The following is a 16844-nucleotide window of genomic DNA, read 5'->3' as shown; positions in this document are numbered from 1 at the left end:
GAACCCCGGAATACGGAACCGGCATCGCAGGGAGGCCAAGCCGATGGCGGCTTCACCGACGAACGGCGACAATCCCGCTTCTTTCCTCCTCTCCGGATTCCGCATGCCCCGCAAGATCGCTGCCCGTCGTTCGCAGATCCACGGCAACGGCGTGTTCGCCGTCGCCCCCATCAAGAAGGGCGAGCGCCTCGTCGAATACAAAGGCCAGCGCCGCACCCACGAAGAGGTGGACAACGGCGACACCGGGGACGTGGACAGCGGGCATACCTTCCTGTTCACGCTCAACGACGAGTACGTGATCGACGCCAACCACGGCGGCAACACGGCGCGCTGGATCAACCACAGCTGCGATCCGAACTGCGAAGCGGTGCTCGATGAGCACGACGGCGGGGACCCCCGCAAGGACCGCGTGTTCATCGAGGCCACGCGCGCGATCAAGCCGGGCGAAGAGCTCACCTACGACTACGGCATCACCCTGGACGAGCCGCACACGGCCCGCCTGAAGAAGATCTGGGCCTGCCACTGCGGTTCGAAGAACTGCACAGGCACGATGCTCAAGCCCAAGAAGTAAGACAAGCAAGAAGTAAACCGGGCAGCCAGCGGGTCCTGCCCCGGCGGGCAAAGCCGCGCATCCCTTGGCGATGCGCGGCCTAGGCAAAAGGTTTGCATGACTGACGGGAGTCGGCGGCGGGCGTTGCCGCGCATAGGCTGCCCGCAACTTGCCACCTCCTCCCCACCGCCTCCACGGACCCGGACCCCCCCAATGCGCAGCCGCCGCGTCGCGACCCTGTCCCTCGCCATCCTTGCCGCGCTTTCCAGCCAGGCCTATGCCGTCAACGTCGACGGCAAGATCGAACCCGGCGAATACGCCGGCGCCCAGCACGTCACCGATTTCCGCATCACCCAACCGCTCACGGGCGCGCCGGCCTCGCAGCCGACGGAAGCCTGGATCCTCGCCACGCCCGAAGGCCTGGCGATCGCGTTCAAGAACACGCAGCCGGCGAGCGTGCCGCGCACCAAGCAGCGCATCCGTCGCGACGAACAGGCGCAGGTGGACCGCGACAACCTGATGATCGACTTCGGCGACGGGCGCACCGGCTACAACTTCATGGTGAGCTCGACCGACGGCATCAACGACGCGGTGATCACCAACGAAAACAGCTTCAGCACCGACTGGGACGGCAACTGGAAACACGCCGTCAGCGAAGACGCCGAAGCCTGGTACGTCGAAATGCTGATCCCCTGGTACATCGCGCCGATGGGCAAGGGCAAGGACGGCAAGCGCACGTTCCGCATCTACCTCGACCGCGTGATCGGCAGCACCGGCGAACGCGCCGCGTGGCCGGCCGCGAGCTTCGAGCGCCCGCGCTTCCTGTCGGACTTCACGCCGATCGAAGTGCCGGTCTACAACCAGGCGCTGATCGCGATCACGCCGTACGTGTCGGGCCTGTACGACAACGTCGGACACGACGAAACCTTCGACACCGGTGCGGACATTTTCTGGAAGCCCAACGGCCAGTTCCAGCTGACCGCCACGCTCAACCCCGACTTCGGCCAGGTGGAGAGCGACGACATCGTCGTCAACTTCAGCGCGAACGAAACCTTCTTCAGCGACAAGCGCCCGTTCTTCACCGAGAACCAGGGCCCGTTCGAATTCACCACGCCGTCCGACTTCAGCCAGCTCGTCTACACCCGCCGCGTCGGCGGCCCGGCGGACGACGGTAGCGGCCCCGGCGACATCACCGCGGCGGTGAAAGCCAACGGCAGCTTCGGCGCCACCAAGTACGGCGTGCTCGTCGCCGACGAAGCCGACGAAGCCGGCCGCACCTTCAGCGCGTTGCGCCTGAGCCACGACTTCGCCACGCAAAGCGTCGGCATGATGTACACGAAGGTCGACCGTCCGTTCTACGACCGCGACGCGCAGGTGGTCGGCTTCGACCAGAACTGGCGCCCGAACGAACGCCTCAGCATCCAGAACCGCCTCATCTTCAGTGACATCGACGAAGGCGCGGACAACAGCCCGAGCATCGGCAAGAGCGAGAAGGGCGACGGCTTCACCACCATCATCGACTACGAGATGGACAAGGGCTGGCGCCAGCAGTGGCTGGGCATGCATTTCAGCGACAGCCTGCAGATCAACGACTTCGGCTTCCTGTCGCGCAACAACCTCAACTACGCGCACTGGCAGGTGATGAAGCGCTTCACCGACATGCCGGCCGATTCGAAGTTTTCCTCGCACGACTGGCGCGCGCGCATCAGCGCCACCGACAACGACCACGGCCTGGACCTGCAACGCCAGTTCCGCCTGAGCGTCCAGAACCAGATGAAGGACGGTGGCAACTCCTACGCGCAGATCAACCTCAACACTGCCGGCTACGACGACCGCATCCTGCGCGGCAACGGCATCCTGCGCACGCCGTCCAACTTCAACGCCTTCGCCGAACGCAACTGGCCGCGCAAGGGCGACTGGTCGTTCTATGCCAACTTCGGCGCGAACAACAGCGGCATCGGCGATGCGAACAACAGCCGCGCCATCGGCTGGAACACGCAATTCCAGCCGACCTACTTCATCAGCGATGCCTTCAGCGTCTACGTCACGCTGTATGCCGAACGCACGCCGCAGTGGATGATCTGGCAGTACGACAACCTGCTCGGCACCTTCAACGAGCACGCCGAACAGATCGACGCGGGCGTGAACTGGAACATCGGCACGAACCAGGAACTGCGCGTGAAGATGCAGTCGCTCGGCCTGGACGCGAAGCTGCGCCAGGCCTGGCGCATGGAGCCCGACGGCACGCCGATCCCGACCAACGATCCGGTCAACGACTTCTCGCTGAGCAACCTCGGCTTCCAGGTGCGCTACCGCTGGGAATACAAGCCGCTGTCCTACCTGTACGTGGTGTACGGCCGCGGCGGCGACCTGTTCAACGAGTACTCCAACGAAGCGCGCGACGCCTTGCGCGATGCCTATTCGCTGCGCGATTCCGAACAGCTGGTGGTGAAGTTCACCTATCGCTGGGAGCTGTGACGCACGGCGTCGGCGGTCACTGCGTGAGTTCGCGCAGGTCCGCCGATGCGATGTGCCAGGCACGCTGCGCGTCGGTGGCGCCGTCCACCACCGAACGCTGCAGCGTGTACGCACCGACGTAGCGCTTCACCTTGCCGTCGCGCGAGGTGATTTCCACCGCGACGGGGACTTCGATGTAACGCGTGCCGGCGGCGCCTTCCATGCGGGCCGGCGCGTCGAGCGTCGCGACGATCTGCGTGTCGTCCGCGAAGCCCGCGGCGAACTGCTCGGGCGTCTGCCCGCTCGCGCGTCCGCTGTCGCCCCACGTCGCGTAGGCGGTGGCGTAATCGCGCGACTGCAGCGCCGCGTAGTACTGCTGGATGGCCTTGACCGCATCGCCGGAGGTCGGTTGACCCGACGGATTCGGTTCTTCGTCGCTCGGTTCCGCGCTGTCGTCGAGCACGCCGGGTTCGTCGGTCGTCTCCGCGTCCATGGCGACGGAGCCCGCTTCGGGCGGGAGCGTCGTCGCATCCGCTTCCGGCTGGCCAGGACCGGGTGCGTCGGGCATGCCGGTGACCGAACCGCCGGGACGCTCGGGCGTCGGCAAGGCCGCGAGGTCCGTGCCGTCGGAGCGCTTCGCCACGCCGGATTTGTCGCCGCCGCAGGCGGCCAGGGCGAGGACGGAAACGCAAAACAGGGAAGCAACGACGGCGCGCATCGGAAATCCATCAATGGTCGAGGTGGAGGGTCACGACGCCCTTGCCGATCGTGGTGTCGCCGATCGTGCGTCCGGACAGTCGCTGCCACGCATTATCGTCCAACCGATAGACGGGTTCCTCGCGCGCGTAATCGGCGAGCCATTGGTTGAGCATGCCGCGCGTGGTGTCGTTCATGGCGCCGAGCATGGGCACGTCGGCGCGCAAGATCGTCGGATCGACCATGTGCAGGCCGCGCGTGTTCGGGTCGAAGCGCAATCCGCTTTCCAGGGCCAGGTGCCCCGCGACCTGGTCGTTCGTCATTCCCAGGCCGCCGATGCCGAGGTCGAAATCGAGTTGCAGGCGTCCGCTGCCCTGGGGCGATGCGGTTTGCGGAATCGTCAGGCGCGGATGCATCACGCGCAGCGTCACCAGGCCGCCGAGTTTGTCGTAGTCGCGCGGGAATCGCCGATCGAGCTGCGATTGCAGTTGCGCCGCGGAGAAGCTGACCTGGTTGCCCATCAGGGCTCCCAGCGTGGTGCAACCCGCGAACAGGAGGACGAACAGCGCGAACAAGGATCGACGCATGGTGTGGGCATTCCGTGTCGGAGGCCGGCAGCGTGCACCGCCTTGCGTGAATCGCAGGTCGCCTGCGCGGGCAAAAAAAAACGCCCGGCGAACCGGGCGTTCCTTCGAAGCTTCGGCAGGCGCCTTAGGCGGCCGCGTCCTTGAGCTTCTTCAGCGGGCGCACCTTGACCTTGACGGTCGCCGGCTTCGCCGCGAACCACTGCTCTTCCTTGGTGAACGGGTTGATGCCCTTGCGCTTCGGCTTGGCCGGAACGTTGACCACGGTGATCTTCAGCAGGCCCGGCAGGGTGAACGCACCCGCGCCCTTCTTGCTGACCGAACCATGCACGGCGCCTTCCAGGGCGGACATCACGGCGCGCACGTCGCGCGGCGCAACGCCGGTCTGTTCGGAGATGTGCGCGACCAGGCCCGACTTGCCCAGCGCTTCCTTGATCGGCTTCGGCGCAGCCGACTTGGCGGCGGACTTCGGAGCGGCCTTCTTCGATGCGGCTTTTTTCTTCGCCATATTGATCCTGTGGATTACTCGTAGTGAGTTGATGGAATGCCTGGTTTTCCCCCTCGGCAGGCGGAATGTAGGGCATGCAACCTCTGCCGCCAAGCCCCGGAGGCCGGTTTTTCAGGCTTTTTTTTGCCGATGCGGACCAACGGCCAGCGTTTGGGCGCTCAGTCCTCGTCGACCCGTGGCTTGTAGGCTTCGACCAGGCGGACCTGCACCTGCGGCGGAACCGGTTCGTAATGGCTGAAATCCAGCGCGTAGCGGCCGCGGCCGGCCGTCACCGACTTGAGTTCCGCCGCGTAGCCTTCCAGCTCCGAAAGCGGGACCTGCGCCTTGATGACGATCTCGCCGCCGCGGACCGAATCGGTCCCGCTGATGCGCGCACGCTTGGAGGACAGCCCGCCGCTGATGTCGCCCATGTGCTGTTCGGGCGCGGCGACCTCCAGGTCGACGATCGGTTCCAGCACCTGCGGGCGCGCCTTGGCGATGGCATCCAGGAAGGCTTTCTTGCCGGCCGCGACGAACGCCACTTCCTTGCTGTCCACGCTGTGGTGCTTGCCGTCGTAGACGATGACGCGCACGTCCTGCAGCGGATAGCCCGCCACCGCGCCGCCGGCCAGCACCTGCCGCACGCCTTTTTCGACCGCGGGCATGAACTGCCCCGGGATCGTGCCGCCTTTGACCTCGTCGACGAACTCGAAGCCGGTGCCGCGCGGCAGCGGCTCGACGCGCAGGAACACTTCGCCGAACTGGCCCGCACCGCCGGTCTGCTTCTTGTGGCGATGGTGGCCCTCGGCCTTCGCGCTGACGGTTTCGCGGTAGGCGATCCTGGGCGGGCGCGTGGTGACTTCCACGCCGTACTTGTCCTTCAGGCGCTGCAGCATGACGCGCAGGTGCAGGTCGGACAGCCCGCGCACCACGGTTTCGTTGAGCTCGCCGTGGTGTTCGATGGCGAAGGCGGGATCTTCTTCCGACAGCTTGTGCAGCGCCGACGACAACTTCTGTTCCTGCCCCTTGTGCGCCGCCTCCACCGCGAGCCCGAACATCGGCCGCGGGAATTCCATCGGCGCCAAGTGGATCTGGTCCTCGTCGTGCGAATCGTGCAGCACCGCATCGAAATGCAGGTCGTCGACCTTGGCCACCGCGGCGATGTCGCCCGGGATCGCCTCGGTGATCTCCACGTGGTCCTTGCCTTTCAGCTTGAACAGGTGCCCGACCTTGAACGGCTTCTTGCCGTCGTCGATGAACAACTGCGTGTCCTTCTTCACCGTGCCCTGGTAGACGCGGAAGACGCCGAGCTTGCCGACGAAGGGATCGTTGACGATCTTGAACACGTCGGCGATGACGTGCGCCTTCGGATCCGGCGCGGCGTCGATCGAGGCAACGTCCTCGCCCGAGCCTTTGACGAAGGGCGGTGGGTTGCCTTCGCCCGGATGCGGCAACAGGCGCCCGGCGATCTGCAGCAGGTCGGGCAGGCCCGTCCCGCTGCGCGCGGAGACGAAACACACCGGCACCAGGTGGCCTTCGCGCAGGCATTGCTCGAAGGCGTCGTGCAGCTCCTGGCCGGAGAGCCCTTCTTCGCCGAGGTCGAGGTAATGGTCCATCACCGTTTCGTTCACCTCGACGACCTGGTCGAGGATCTTCTGGTGCCACTCCGCGACCGGACCGACGTCGGAATCGCCTTCGGCGATCTTGCCGCTGTAGCCGAAACAATCGACCACGCGCTGGCCGCCGTCGGCGGGCAGGTTGAGCGGCAGCAGTTCCGCGCCGAAGATTTCGCGCAGGTCGTTCAGTACGCGCGCGGCGTCGGCGTCGTGGTGGTCGATTTTGTTGACGACGATGACGCGGCACAGGTTGCGCGCCTTCGCGTATTCCATCATTCGGCGCGTGCCGTATTCGACGCCGGCATCGGCGTCGACCACGATCGCGACCGTTTCCACCGCGGCGAGCGCCGACAGCGTCGGGCCGCGGAAATCGGGATATCCGGGGGTGTCCACGAGGTTGATGTGGACAGGCGCGTTGTCGGTCAACGCATCGATGCTCGCGATCGCCGCATCGACCGAGTGCCCGCGTTCCTTTTCGATCGGATCGAAATCGGAAACCGTCGTGCCGCGCTCGATGGTGCCTGCCGTCTGGATCGCGCCGCCGGCATGCAGCAGGGCTTCGAAGAGCATTGTTTTGCCGGCGCCGGGATGGCCTGCGAAGGCCACGTTGCGGATGTTTTCGGTGGTGTAGGACATGAGGCCGTCTCTCCCGTGATGGGTGTCAGAGGGCCGTCATGGCTGTCCGCGTCGGAAGCGTTGCCGCCCGAGCGGCTGGCTCGGCGGGCGGTCATGGCGGGGACCGGCGTCGCCGCCGGGAGGCCAATCTCCCGCAGACCCAAGGGGCGGTCAAGCGGTGCGATGTGTACGCCGACCAACGTGGCCGGGAGTAGGCTGGCGATCCCCCACCGGAGACCTGCGTCATGGCGATCACGCGGCGTGCAACTGCGCATTGGGAAGGCGACCTCAAGACCGGCCAGGGCAAGCTCGATACCCCGCAGAGCGGCCTGATGGTGGGCACCCGCTATGGCTTCAACACGCGCTTCGGGGACGAGAAAGGGACCAACCCCGAGGAGCTGATCGCGGCTTCGCACGCCGGGTGCTTCACGATGGCGCTGTCGGCCAAGCTCACCGAGGCCGGCCATCCGCCGGCGGCGATCGACACCAAGGCCGAGGTCGAGCTGTCCCTGGAGGGCGCGCCGACCATTGCCGAGATCCGCCTGACCACCCGCGCCAGGGTGCCGGGCCTGGATGCCGCGAAGTTCCGCGCCCTGGCCGACGACGCGAAGCAGAACTGCCCGATCTCCAAGGCGCTGAGCGCGGTGCCGATCTCGCTCGACGCCGAACTCGAGTCGTGACATTGCTGACGATGCGGCAACGCCTTCCGGTGGAAGCGTTTGCAGGTCGATTCGATTCAGGATGCATTGCCCGCAACGCGCCGACGATCCACTCGCGCGCCATTCCCGGCGCCGGGAGAGAACCATGAAGCGCCTGTCCGCCACTTTGCTTGCGATCGGGCTCGCCACCGCCGTCGTCGGGACGGCCTCGGCGCAGACCTATGGTGGGTACAACACGTATGGCGGGAGCAACGGCAATACGTACAACCGCGACGACAACGCGATCTACGACTGGGCCCGCGTGGTTCGCGTCGATCCGGTGATCGATTCGCGCTACGACCGCAACGGCTACGCGAACAACGGCTATTCGAACACGAGCGGGCAGCACTGCTACGAATCGAACAACCGCTACGGCAACAACGGCTACGCGCAGAACGGCACGTATCGCAACGGTGGCTACTACCCGCAGCAGACCGCCGGTTACGGCACCGAGACCGGTCGCACGGTCGCGACCGTCGTCGGCGGCATCGCGGGTGCGGTGCTCGGCAGCAAGGTCGGTGGCGGCAGCGGCGCGTATGCCGCGAGCGCCATCGGTTCGATGGTCGGCGGCCTCGCCGGGCGGCAGATCTACGACAGCACGCAGCGTCGCCGCTACGAGGGCAACACCGTGCAGGTGTGCGATCCGGGCTACGAGGGCGGCTACAACAACAACGGTTACAACAACAACGGCTACAACAACGGCTACGCCAGCAACAACGTCAACGACGGCCGCGTGGTGGGTTACGACGTGACCTACGAATACGGCGGGCGCCAGTTCGTGACGCGCACCGACTACCACCCGGGCGATCGCATCCGCGTTCGCGTGGACGTGCATCCGGAGTGATGCGGGGACGAAAAGGGCCGCAGCGATGCGGCCCTTTTTTGTTCGTCAGCCCGGCCAGTCGATCTGGCCGTCGACCACCGTGCACACGCGTCCGCCGGACCAGACTTCTCCGTCGGCATCGACTTCCAGCTCGATGATCGCGTCGTGCCCGACTTCGCGCCCCTGGCTGATGCGATAGAAGCCGCTTTCGCCGGGGAGCGCGTTCTGCGAGGCCAGCCAGGCAGCGAGCGTGGCATTGGCCGCGCCGGACGCGGCGTCCTCGAACTGTGCCGGCGCGCCGACCCACGCGCGCACCGCCAGGTAATAGACCGAATCGGCGCTGCGCGCGAAGACGCACACGCCCATGCTGTCGGTGTCGCGCGCGAGTTGGCCGATGGCGTTCCAGTCGGGTTCGGCCGCGCGGAGTTGCGCCTCGCTGGCCAACTCGACCAGCCACCAGCGACGGCCGCCTTCGACCAGCGCCGGCGGCAACGCACCCAGCGGCAGACCGGCGAGGGCAGGCGCCAGGCGCAGATCGGCCGGATCGACGATTTCGAGCACGCGCGAGCGTGGCGTGCGCACCGCGATGGTCCGCGCGCGCCCGCTGCCGGTCACGCGCAACGGCAGCTTGCCGGCGATGCCGTCCTGCACGAGCAGGCCGTCCACCGGCACCGCAAGCCCAGTGGCAAGCGCGACGTGGGCGCTGCCCACGCTCGGATGCCCCGCGAACGGCACTTCGCGCCGCGGCGAGAAGATCCGGATGCGGTAACTGGTTTGGGGGGTATTCGGGGGGAGCAGGAAGGTGGTTTCGGGCAGGCGCGTCCAGCGCGCGATGGCCTGCATCGCCGAATCGTCCAGCCCTTCCGCATCCAGGACGACCGCGAGCGGGTTGCCTGCCCCGGGCCGGTCGGCGAAGACGTCCACTTGCTGGTATCGGCGCAAGGCCATCGCTTTACCCTAGAATCGGCGCCTGCTTTTCACGGCAGAAAACGCGCGAGAGCCGCGCATTCTACGGCGCATTCGGGGATCCAGGGTGGTGCAGTCACGGCGGTGGGTGGTACTCAAGTTCGGCGGCACCTCGGTGTCGCGGCGCAATCGATGGGACACGATCGGCCGCCTGGCCGCCGAGCGCGCGCGCGATGAAGGCGTACGCGTGCTCGTCGTGGTCTCGGCCCTGTCGGGCGTGACCAATGAATTGCAGGCGATCGCGTACTCCGCGGCGGGCGAGGATTTCAGCGCGCGCATCGATGCGCTGGTCGATCGCCATCGCGCCTTCTGCCATGAACTCGACCTCGATCCGGATGCCGTGTTGGGTGAGCGCCTGGGTGGGTTGCGCGCGCTCGGCAGCGACGCCCGCGCTGCGACGCGCGCGCTCGACTGGCAGGCCGAAGTCCTGGCGCAAGGCGAACTGTTGTCCTCCACGCTCGGTGTGGCCTACCTGCGCACGCAAGGCCGCGACATCGGCTGGTGCGATGCGCGCGACTGGCTCGACGCCGTGTCGCTGCCGAACGCGAGCGCGTGGGCGCAGCGTTTGTCGGTGAACTGCCGTTGCACGTCGGATGCCGCGTTGCAGGAACGCTTCGCGAAGCAGCCGACCGAATTGCTCGTCACGCAAGGCTTCATCGCGCGCCATGCCGACGGCGGCACCGCGGTGCTCGGCCGCGGCGGTTCGGATACCTCCGCTGCCTATTTCGGCGCGCTGCTCGATGCGCGGCGCGTGGAAATCTGGACCGACGTCCCCGGCATGTTCAGCGCGAACCCGCGCGAAGTGCCCGACGCACGCCTGCTCACGCGCCTGGATTACGCCGAAGCGCAGGAAATCGCGACCACCGGTGCGAAGGTGCTGCATCCGCGTTCGATCGCCCCGTGCCGCGATGCCGGCGTGGCGATGGCCATCCTCGACACCGAACGCCCCGACTTGCCGGGCACGCGCATCGATGCGAGCGCGGCGACGGTCCCGGGCGTGAAGGCGATCAGCCGCCGCAACGGCATCGTGCTGGTGTCGATGGAAAGCATCGGCATGTGGCAGCAGGTCGGCTTCCTCGCCGATGTGTTCGAACGCTTCAAGCGCAATGGCCTGTCGGTCGACCTCATCGGTTCGTCGGAAACCAACGTCACCGTGTCGCTTGATCCCAGCGAGAACCTGGTGACGACGAACGTGCTGGAACGCCTGTCGGCCGATCTGTCCGAAGTGTGCCGCGTGAAGGTCATCGCGCCGTGCGCGGCGATCACGCTCGTCGGCCGCGGCATGCGTTCGCTGCTGCACAAGCTGTCGGACGTGTGGGCGACCTTCGGCCAGGAGCGCGTGCACCTGATCTCGCAGTCGTCCAACGACCTCAACCTCACCTTCGTGATCGACGAAGCCGATGCGGACGGCATGCTGCCGCAGCTGCACGCCGAGCTGATCCGCGGCGGTGCGATGCCGGTCCTCGAAGACACCGTGTTCGGTCCGAGCTGGCGCGAAATCGCGCATGGGCGCCGCACGCGTCGTGCGAAGTGGTGGGAAGGCAAGCAGGCTGCGCTGCTGGACATCGCATCGCGCGGCACGCCGCGTTACGCCTACGACCTCGACACCGTGCGCGACCGCGCACGCGAACTCACGGCCATCGACGCCATCGACCGCCGCTTCTTCGCGATCAAGGCCAATCCGCATCCGGCGATCCTGCGCACGCTGGTCGACGAAGGCTTCGGCCTGGAGTGCGTGTCGATCGGCGAACTGGAACACGTGTTCTCGGTGTTGCCGGACCTCTCGCCGCAGCGCGTGCTGTTCACGCCGAGCTTCGCGCCGCGGCACGAATACGAAGCCGCGTTCGCGCGCGGCGTCGGCGTCACGCTCGACAACGTCGAAGCGCTGCAGCGCTGGCCCGACGTGTTCCGCGGCCGCACGCTGTGGCTGCGCCTGGACCTCGGCCATGGCGAAGGCCACCACGAGAAGGTGAAGACGGGCGGCGTCGCGGCGAAGTTCGGTCTGTCGATGGGCCGCTTCGACGAGTTCATCGCACACGCGCGCCAGCTCGACATCCGCATCTCCGGCCTGCACGCCCACCTGGGCAGCGGCATCGACGATCCGCGCCACTGGCGCGGCGTGTACGCCGAACTTGCGGGCCTGGCCGACACCATCGGCACGGTCGAGACGATCGACATCGGTGGGGGCCTGCCGGTCGCCTACACGCCGGATTCGGAAGACTTCGACCTCGTCGCATGGCGCGAGGGCCTGGAAGAAATCCGCGCGGCTTATCCACGCTTCGCGCTCGCCGTCGAACCCGGCCGCTACCTCGTCGCCGAATGCGGCGCGCTGCTGCTGCACGCCACGCAGGTCGTCGAGAAGGACGGCGTGCTGCGCGTCGGTTGCGATGCAGGCATGAACGCCCTGGTGCGCCCGGCGATGTACGAGGCCTACCACGGCATCCACAATCTCTCGCGCTTCGGCGATGCGGACATGGCGGCGTTCGACGTCGTCGGCCCCATCTGCGAAAGCGGCGACGTGCTCGGACGCAGCCGCCTGCTGCCGCGCGCCACGGCGGAGGGCGACGTGCTGCTCGTCGCCGACGCCGGCGCCTACGGCATGGTCATGGCGAGCACCTACAACCTGCGGGCCTTGCCGGCACAGGACACGATCGAATGAGCTGGACCTTCTCGCGCGATGCCATCCGCGCCTTCCGTTTCGTGCGTTGCACCTTCGATGCGACCACCGGTGTCGCGCGCCTGGTGTATGCGTTCGACGACGGCCCGGAGCTGGTGGAAACCATCACGCTGCCGGGCGCGCCCTTCGTGCTCGATGGGCAACGTGCGGCGGCAGCCGAACGCGCACTGCGCCTGCTGCACCTGCTTGCAGGCGTGAGCTATTACAAGGCCGCGGTGCCGGGCGAGATCCGCATCGAAGGCGCACCGATCGACGCCGCAACCGCAGCGTTGCTCGAATCGTTCTACCTCAACGGCCTCGGCGAATTCGCGTATCGCAACGGCATGCACCTGCACGGGCGCATCCACTTCCCGCATGCGGCGACCGACGAAGCACCGGCGCCCGCGATCGGCCTGGAGCGCCATGCGCTCGTCGCCATCGGCGGCGGCAAGGATTCGCTCGTTTCCATCGAAGCGCTGCGCACCCTGGGTGTCTCGCAGACCGTCACGTGGATCGGCGGTTCGCAGCTGATCAAGGCCTGCGCCGAACGCACGGGCCTGCCGACGCTCAACATCGGCCGCGCGCTCGCGCCGGAACTGTTCGAGTTCAATCGACAGGGCGCCTGGAACGGACACATCCCGGTGACCGGCGTGAACTCGGCGATCATGCTGTTCGCCGCGATCGTGCTCGGCCACGACCAGGTCGTGTTCTCCAACGAACGCTCGGCGAGCTACGGCAGCCTCATCCCGGGCACGGGTGAGGTGAACCACCAGTGGTCGAAGGGCTGGGCGTGGGAGCAGGCGCTGGCCGCGCACGTGCAATCGCATGTCGCCGCGGACCTGTATTACTACTCCCTGTTGCGTCCGCTGAGCGAACTCGCCGTCGCGCGCCAGTTCGCGAAGAGCGACCGCTACGACGCGCATTTCTCCAGCTGCAACCGCAACTTCCACCTGCTCGGCGAACGCCCCGCAAATCGCTGGTGCGGCGTCTGCCCGAAGTGCCACTTCGTGTTCCTCGCGCTCGCGCCCTTCATGTCGAAGCCGCGCCTGGTCGGCATCTTCGGGCGCAACCTGCTCGACGATCCGGCGCAGATCCCCGGCTACGACGCGTTGCTCGAGTTCCAGGACCACAAGCCCTTCGAATGCGTCGGCGAAGGTCGCGAATCGCGCGCGGCGCTGGCCGCGCTGGCCGAACGTCCGGAGTGGCGCGAGGACGCATTGGTCGAACGCTTCGTGCGCGAGATCCGGCCGCAGCTCGATTCGGCGGAGCTCGAACTCGCCGCGCTGCTGCAGATCGACGACGAGCACCGCATTCCGCCCGCGCTGTGGGACAGCCTGCGTGCGCATTTCGCAACTTGACGGCCAGCGTGTCGCCCTCTGGGGCTGGGGCCGCGAAGGGCGCGCGGCGTATCGCGCGTTGCGCGCGCGCCTGCCGTCGTTGCCGCTGACGCTGTTCTGCAACGGCGAGGAAGCGAAGGAAGTCGCAGCGCTCGGCGATTCCCTGCTGGTCGCGAACACGCAGGTGGATGCCGACGCGCTTGCCGCGTTCGACGTCGTCGTGAAGTCGCCGGGCATCAGCCCGTATCGCGATGAAGCCCGCGCCGCCGCGGCGCGCGGCACGCGTTTCATCGGCGGCACCGCGTTGTGGTTCGCCGAACACGCCGCGCAAGGCCACGGCCGCACGATCTGCGTGACCGGCACGAAGGGCAAGAGCACCACCACGGCATTGCTCGCGCACTTGCTGCGCGCCGGCGGCCATCGCACTGCGCTCGCGGGCAACATCGGACTGCCCCTGCTCGAACTGCTCGACGTCGCAGATCCGCCCGCGTTCTGGGCCATCGAGTTGTCGAGCTACCAGACCGGCGATGTCGCCGACAGCGGCGCACACCCGGATGTCGCAGTCGCGCTGAATGTGTTTCCGGAACACCTCGACTGGCATGGCGGACAGGCGCAGTACGTCGCCGACAAGCTGCGCCTGCTCACGGATGCGAAGCCGCGCATCGCAGTGGTCAACGCGGAGGATCCGACGGTTTCCGCGCTTGCGCTGCCCGATAGCGACGTGCGCGCATTCAACGTGCCCGCGGGCTGGCACCTGCGGGGCGATGCGCTGTACCGCGGCGATGCCTGCGTGCTCGACACCGCGTCGCTGCCGCTGCCCGGCCGGCACAACCGCGGCAACCTGTGCGCCGTGCTCACGGCGATCGAAGCGCTGGGCCTGGATGCGGCGCCGCTCGCCGCGCATGCCGCGAGCTTCCGTCCGTTGCCGCATCGCCTGCAGACGATCGGCACGCGCGACGGCATTGCGTATGTCAACGATTCGATCAGCACCACGCCGCACGCGAGTCTCGCGGCACTGGCCTGTTTCGCCGACCGGCGCGTCGCGCTGATCGCGGGCGGGCACGATCGCGGCATCGACTGGAGCGACTTCGCCGACCAGATGCGCACGCGCGCGCCTGCGGCGATCGTCACCGTCGGGCAGAACGGCCCGAAGATCCATGCGCTCCTCGCGCCGATCGCGCGCGAAGCCGGATTCGTGCTGACGGAAGCACGCGACCTCGAAGATGCCATGCGCCAGGCGCGCGACGCGCTGGCCGGCGAGGGCGTCGTGCTCCTCTCGCCAGGCGCGCCGAGCTTCGGCGCCTACAAGGATTACGTTGCACGCGGTCGCCATTTCGCAGCACTGGCGGGGTTCGACCCGGAGGCGATCAGCGCCATCCCGGGCCTGGGCATCGCCTGACTTCACGCGCGTGCAACGTGCGCTGCGTAGGCTCGCGCAGCGAACGTTGCACCGCCATCCGCCACGGTTCCAGGGAGAGAACGCCATGCGCCGCACGTTGTTCGCCGTCCTGTTGTTCGCCATCGGCCTGTCCACCGCGCATGCGGAAATGCAGGCGCGCCCCGTCGAGTGGAAGGTGGGCAAGGACACCTTCAGCGGTTACCTCGTCTACGACGACACCAATGCGATCAAGCGCCCCGGCGTGGTCATGGTCCCGGACTGGATGGGCGTAAGCGACGCGGCCGTGGAGAAGGCCAAGCACATCGCCGGCGACGATTACGTCGTGCTGCTCGCCGACGTGTACGGCAAGGGCGTGCGTCCGAAGAACGACGCCGAGGCGCAGGCCCAGGTCAAGGCGATGTACGCGGACCGCGCCGTGCTGCGCGAGCGAGCGAACAAGGCGATCGAAGTGTTGAAGACCGCAAAGGACGTGCCGCTCGACACCACGAAGATCGGCGCGATCGGTTACTGCTTCGGCGGCGCGACCGCGCTGGAGATGGCGCGCAGCGGCGCGGACCTCGCGGCAGTCGTCACTTTCCACGGCGGCCTCAACACGACGATGCCTGCCAAACCCGGCACGGTGAAGGCGAGCTTGCTGGTGCTCAACGGCGCCGACGACCAGGGCACGCGGCCCGACATCCCGGCGTTCGAAAACGAAATGAATGCCGCGAAGGTGGACTGGCAGTTCGTCAACTTCAGCGGCGCGGTGCATTGCTTCGCGATCCCGACCGCGAACAAGCCGCCTGGCTGCGTCTACAACGAACTGGCGACGCGCCGTTCCGAGCGGATGATGCGGGTGTTCTTCGCCGAGCGATTTGCGACGCCGTGATCGCGATCAGTGGTCGCGCGTGACCGAGTAGCGCGCGAGCCCGCGTAGCGCGTCCACGGCGGCATTCGGCGCAAGGCCTGCGATGGCCGCTTCGGCGGCCTCCGCGAATTCCATCGCGCGGCGACGGCTGTAATCCAGGCCGCCCGTCGCGCGGATGGCCGCGACCACCGCGGGCATCGCATCGACGTCGCCGTGTTCGATGGCCGCGCGCAACGCGGCCTGCGTCGCCGTATCGCTGTGCAGGATCGCGTGGATGAGGGGTAGGGTGGCCTTGCCTTCGGCGAGGTCGTCGCCGAGGTTCTTGCCGAGTGCATCGGAATCCGCTGCGTAGTCGAGCACGTCGTCGGCGATCTGGAAGGCGTAGCCCAGCTGCAGGCCGTACTCGTGCAACGCGTCGCAGGTCTTCGCATCGGCGCCGGCGAGCAGTGCGCCCAGGCGCGTGGCGGCGGCGAACAGCACCGCGGTCTTGCGCTCGATCACGCGCAGGTACGCCGCTTCGTCGGTGTCCGGGTTGCGCACGTGCAGCAACTGCAGGACTTCGCCTTCGGCGATCTGGTTGGTCGTGTCGGCGAGGATGCGCATGACTTCCATGCGATCCAGTTCGACCATCAGCTGGAAGCTGCGCGAGTACAGGAAGTCGCCCACGAGCACGCTCGCGGCGTTGCCCCACACCGCATTCGCCGTGCGGCGGCCGCGGCGCAGGTCGGATTCGTCGACCACGTCGTCGTGCAGCAACGTCGCCGTATGGATGAATTCGACGACCGCCGCGAGCTGGTGCGCATCCGGCCCGCGATGGCCGAGGGCCTGCGCGGCAAGCAGCAGCAGCATCGGACGCAGGCGCTTGCCGCCGGCCCCGATGATGTATTCGCTGACCTGGTTGATGAGGACCACATCGGACGCGAGCCGGCGCCGGATGAGCGCATCGACCGCCGCCATGTCCTCGCGCGCCAGGGCCTGGATGGTGGGCAGGTCGGGCAGGACGTGGCTGGGGGCTGCGTTCACGTGTGGGAGGCGTGTGTGGGCTGAAGAGGGCGGGATTATAGGCGGCCGTGCGTGGGGACCGCCGCGTCGGTTTGCCCGGCCGGGGCGCGC

14 protein-coding genes are annotated in these 16844 nt (G+C 67.4%); 8 read left to right on the top strand and 6 right to left on the bottom strand.

Translation table 11 applies throughout. The features are described 5' to 3' along the window. The first annotated feature begins 103 nt into the window (after positions 1-103). Both LVB87_RS00390 and LVB87_RS00385 read left to right on the top strand, forming a co-directional pair. Positions 104-571, top strand: coding sequence for an SET domain-containing protein-lysine N-methyltransferase (locus LVB87_RS00390; protein WP_232898950.1), 468 nt, complete (start codon positions 104-106; stop codon positions 569-571). A 192-nt stretch (positions 572-763) separates the two neighbouring features. Further along, positions 764-3028: a DUF5916 domain-containing protein gene (locus LVB87_RS00385; protein WP_232898949.1), complete on the top strand. Its 2265-nt coding sequence runs from the start codon at positions 764-766 to the stop codon at positions 3026-3028. 16 nt (positions 3029-3044) lie between these two features. Here LVB87_RS00385 and LVB87_RS00380 read toward each other — a convergent pair whose 3' ends face one another. The 4 genes from LVB87_RS00380 to fusA all read right to left on the bottom strand — a co-directional run bounded on the left by LVB87_RS00380 (position 3045) and on the right by fusA (position 7026). Then, positions 3045-3725, bottom strand: a complete 681-nt coding sequence (locus LVB87_RS00380) for a hypothetical protein (RefSeq protein WP_232898948.1) — start codon at positions 3723-3725, stop codon at positions 3045-3047. 10 nt (positions 3726-3735) lie between these two features. Then, positions 3736-4290: a DUF1439 domain-containing protein gene (locus LVB87_RS00375; RefSeq protein ID WP_232898947.1), complete on the bottom strand. Its 555-nt coding sequence runs from the start codon at positions 4288-4290 to the stop codon at positions 3736-3738. Positions 4291-4414: 124 nt separating this feature from the next. Beyond that, positions 4415-4795, bottom strand: coding sequence for an HU family DNA-binding protein (locus tag LVB87_RS00370; protein ID WP_232898946.1), 381 nt, complete (start codon positions 4793-4795; stop codon positions 4415-4417). A 158-nt stretch (positions 4796-4953) separates the two neighbouring features. After that, the gene (gene fusA, locus LVB87_RS00365) at positions 4954-7026 is read right to left on the bottom strand and encodes an elongation factor G (protein ID WP_232898945.1); all 2073 of its coding nucleotides are present in this window, start codon (positions 7024-7026) and stop codon (positions 4954-4956) included. A 224-nt stretch (positions 7027-7250) separates the two neighbouring features. Between fusA and LVB87_RS00360 the strand changes: the two genes are divergently transcribed. After that, the gene (locus LVB87_RS00360) at positions 7251-7685 is read left to right on the top strand and encodes an OsmC family protein (RefSeq protein WP_232898944.1); all 435 of its coding nucleotides are present in this window, start codon (positions 7251-7253) and stop codon (positions 7683-7685) included. 124 nt (positions 7686-7809) lie between these two features. Then, positions 7810-8547 (top strand): glycine zipper 2TM domain-containing protein, encoded by a 738-nt coding sequence (locus LVB87_RS00355; protein WP_232898943.1) that lies wholly within the window; start codon positions 7810-7812, stop codon positions 8545-8547. Positions 8548-8592: 45 nt separating this feature from the next. Here the strand turns inward: LVB87_RS00355 and LVB87_RS00350 are convergent, their stop codons facing one another. Continuing rightward, a complete protein-coding gene (locus tag LVB87_RS00350) occupies positions 8593-9474 on the bottom strand; it encodes a PhzF family phenazine biosynthesis protein (RefSeq protein WP_232898942.1) in 882 nt (293 codons plus the stop codon). A gap of 85 nt (positions 9475-9559) precedes the next feature. Here LVB87_RS00350 and LVB87_RS00345 point away from each other — a divergent pair, with 85 nt between their 5' ends. The 4 genes from LVB87_RS00345 to LVB87_RS00330 all read left to right on the top strand — a co-directional run bounded on the left by LVB87_RS00345 (position 9560) and on the right by LVB87_RS00330 (position 15752). Beyond that, positions 9560-12151 (top strand): bifunctional aspartate kinase/diaminopimelate decarboxylase, encoded by a 2592-nt coding sequence (locus LVB87_RS00345; protein WP_232898941.1) that lies wholly within the window; start codon positions 9560-9562, stop codon positions 12149-12151. Beyond that, entirely contained in the window at positions 12148-13506 is a 1359-nt protein-coding gene (murL, locus tag LVB87_RS00340) for a UDP-N-acetyl-alpha-D-muramoyl-L-alanyl-L-glutamate epimerase (protein ID WP_232898940.1), read from the top strand. Before LVB87_RS00345 ends, murL begins: the two co-directional genes overlap by 4 nt. Continuing rightward, complete coding sequence (gene murD, locus LVB87_RS00335) at positions 13487-14884, top strand: UDP-N-acetylmuramoyl-L-alanine--D-glutamate ligase (RefSeq protein WP_232898939.1); 1398 nt, start codon at positions 13487-13489, stop codon at positions 14882-14884. The genes murL and murD overlap by 20 nt, the downstream gene beginning before the upstream one ends. An 85-nt stretch (positions 14885-14969) precedes the next feature. Further along, on the top strand, positions 14970-15752 hold the full coding sequence (locus LVB87_RS00330) for a dienelactone hydrolase family protein (protein ID WP_232898938.1): 783 nt from the start codon (positions 14970-14972) through the stop codon (positions 15750-15752). A gap of 6 nt (positions 15753-15758) precedes the next feature. Here LVB87_RS00330 and LVB87_RS00325 read toward each other — a convergent pair whose 3' ends face one another. Continuing rightward, positions 15759-16754, bottom strand: a complete 996-nt coding sequence (locus tag LVB87_RS00325) for a polyprenyl synthetase family protein (protein ID WP_232898937.1) — start codon at positions 16752-16754, stop codon at positions 15759-15761. Positions 16755-16844 lie beyond the last annotated feature (90 nt).

The organism is Lysobacter sp. KIS68-7, from assembly GCF_021284745.1.
Classification (GTDB): Bacteria; Pseudomonadota; Gammaproteobacteria; order Xanthomonadales; family Xanthomonadaceae; genus Noviluteimonas.
The sequence above is the reverse complement of the archived record's forward strand: the minus strand, read 5'-3'. Positions and strand labels throughout refer to the sequence as shown.

Excerpts from the sequence above, each read along its gene's own strand:
- LVB87_RS00390 (WP_232898950.1), top strand. The coding sequence starts at position 104 with ATGCCCCGCAAGATCGCTGCCCGTCGTTCGCAGATCCACGGCAACGGC.
- LVB87_RS00380 (WP_232898948.1), bottom strand. The coding sequence starts at position 3,725 with ATGCGCGCCGTCGTTGCTTCCCTGTTTTGCGTTTCCGTCCTCGCCCTG.
- LVB87_RS00385 (WP_232898949.1), top strand. The coding sequence starts at position 764 with ATGCGCAGCCGCCGCGTCGCGACCCTGTCCCTCGCCATCCTTGCCGCG.
- fusA (WP_232898945.1), bottom strand. The coding sequence starts at position 7,026 with ATGTCCTACACCACCGAAAACATCCGCAACGTGGCCTTCGCAGGCCAT.
- LVB87_RS00375 (WP_232898947.1), bottom strand. The coding sequence starts at position 4,290 with ATGCGTCGATCCTTGTTCGCGCTGTTCGTCCTCCTGTTCGCGGGTTGC.
- murL (WP_232898940.1), top strand. The coding sequence starts at position 12,148 with ATGAGCTGGACCTTCTCGCGCGATGCCATCCGCGCCTTCCGTTTCGTG.
- LVB87_RS00370 (WP_232898946.1), bottom strand. The coding sequence starts at position 4,795 with ATGGCGAAGAAAAAAGCCGCATCGAAGAAGGCCGCTCCGAAGTCCGCC.
- LVB87_RS00360 (WP_232898944.1), top strand. The coding sequence starts at position 7,251 with ATGGCGATCACGCGGCGTGCAACTGCGCATTGGGAAGGCGACCTCAAG.
- LVB87_RS00355 (WP_232898943.1), top strand. The coding sequence starts at position 7,810 with ATGAAGCGCCTGTCCGCCACTTTGCTTGCGATCGGGCTCGCCACCGCC.
- LVB87_RS00330 (WP_232898938.1), top strand. The coding sequence starts at position 14,970 with ATGCGCCGCACGTTGTTCGCCGTCCTGTTGTTCGCCATCGGCCTGTCC.
- LVB87_RS00350 (WP_232898942.1), bottom strand. The coding sequence starts at position 9,474 with ATGGCCTTGCGCCGATACCAGCAAGTGGACGTCTTCGCCGACCGGCCC.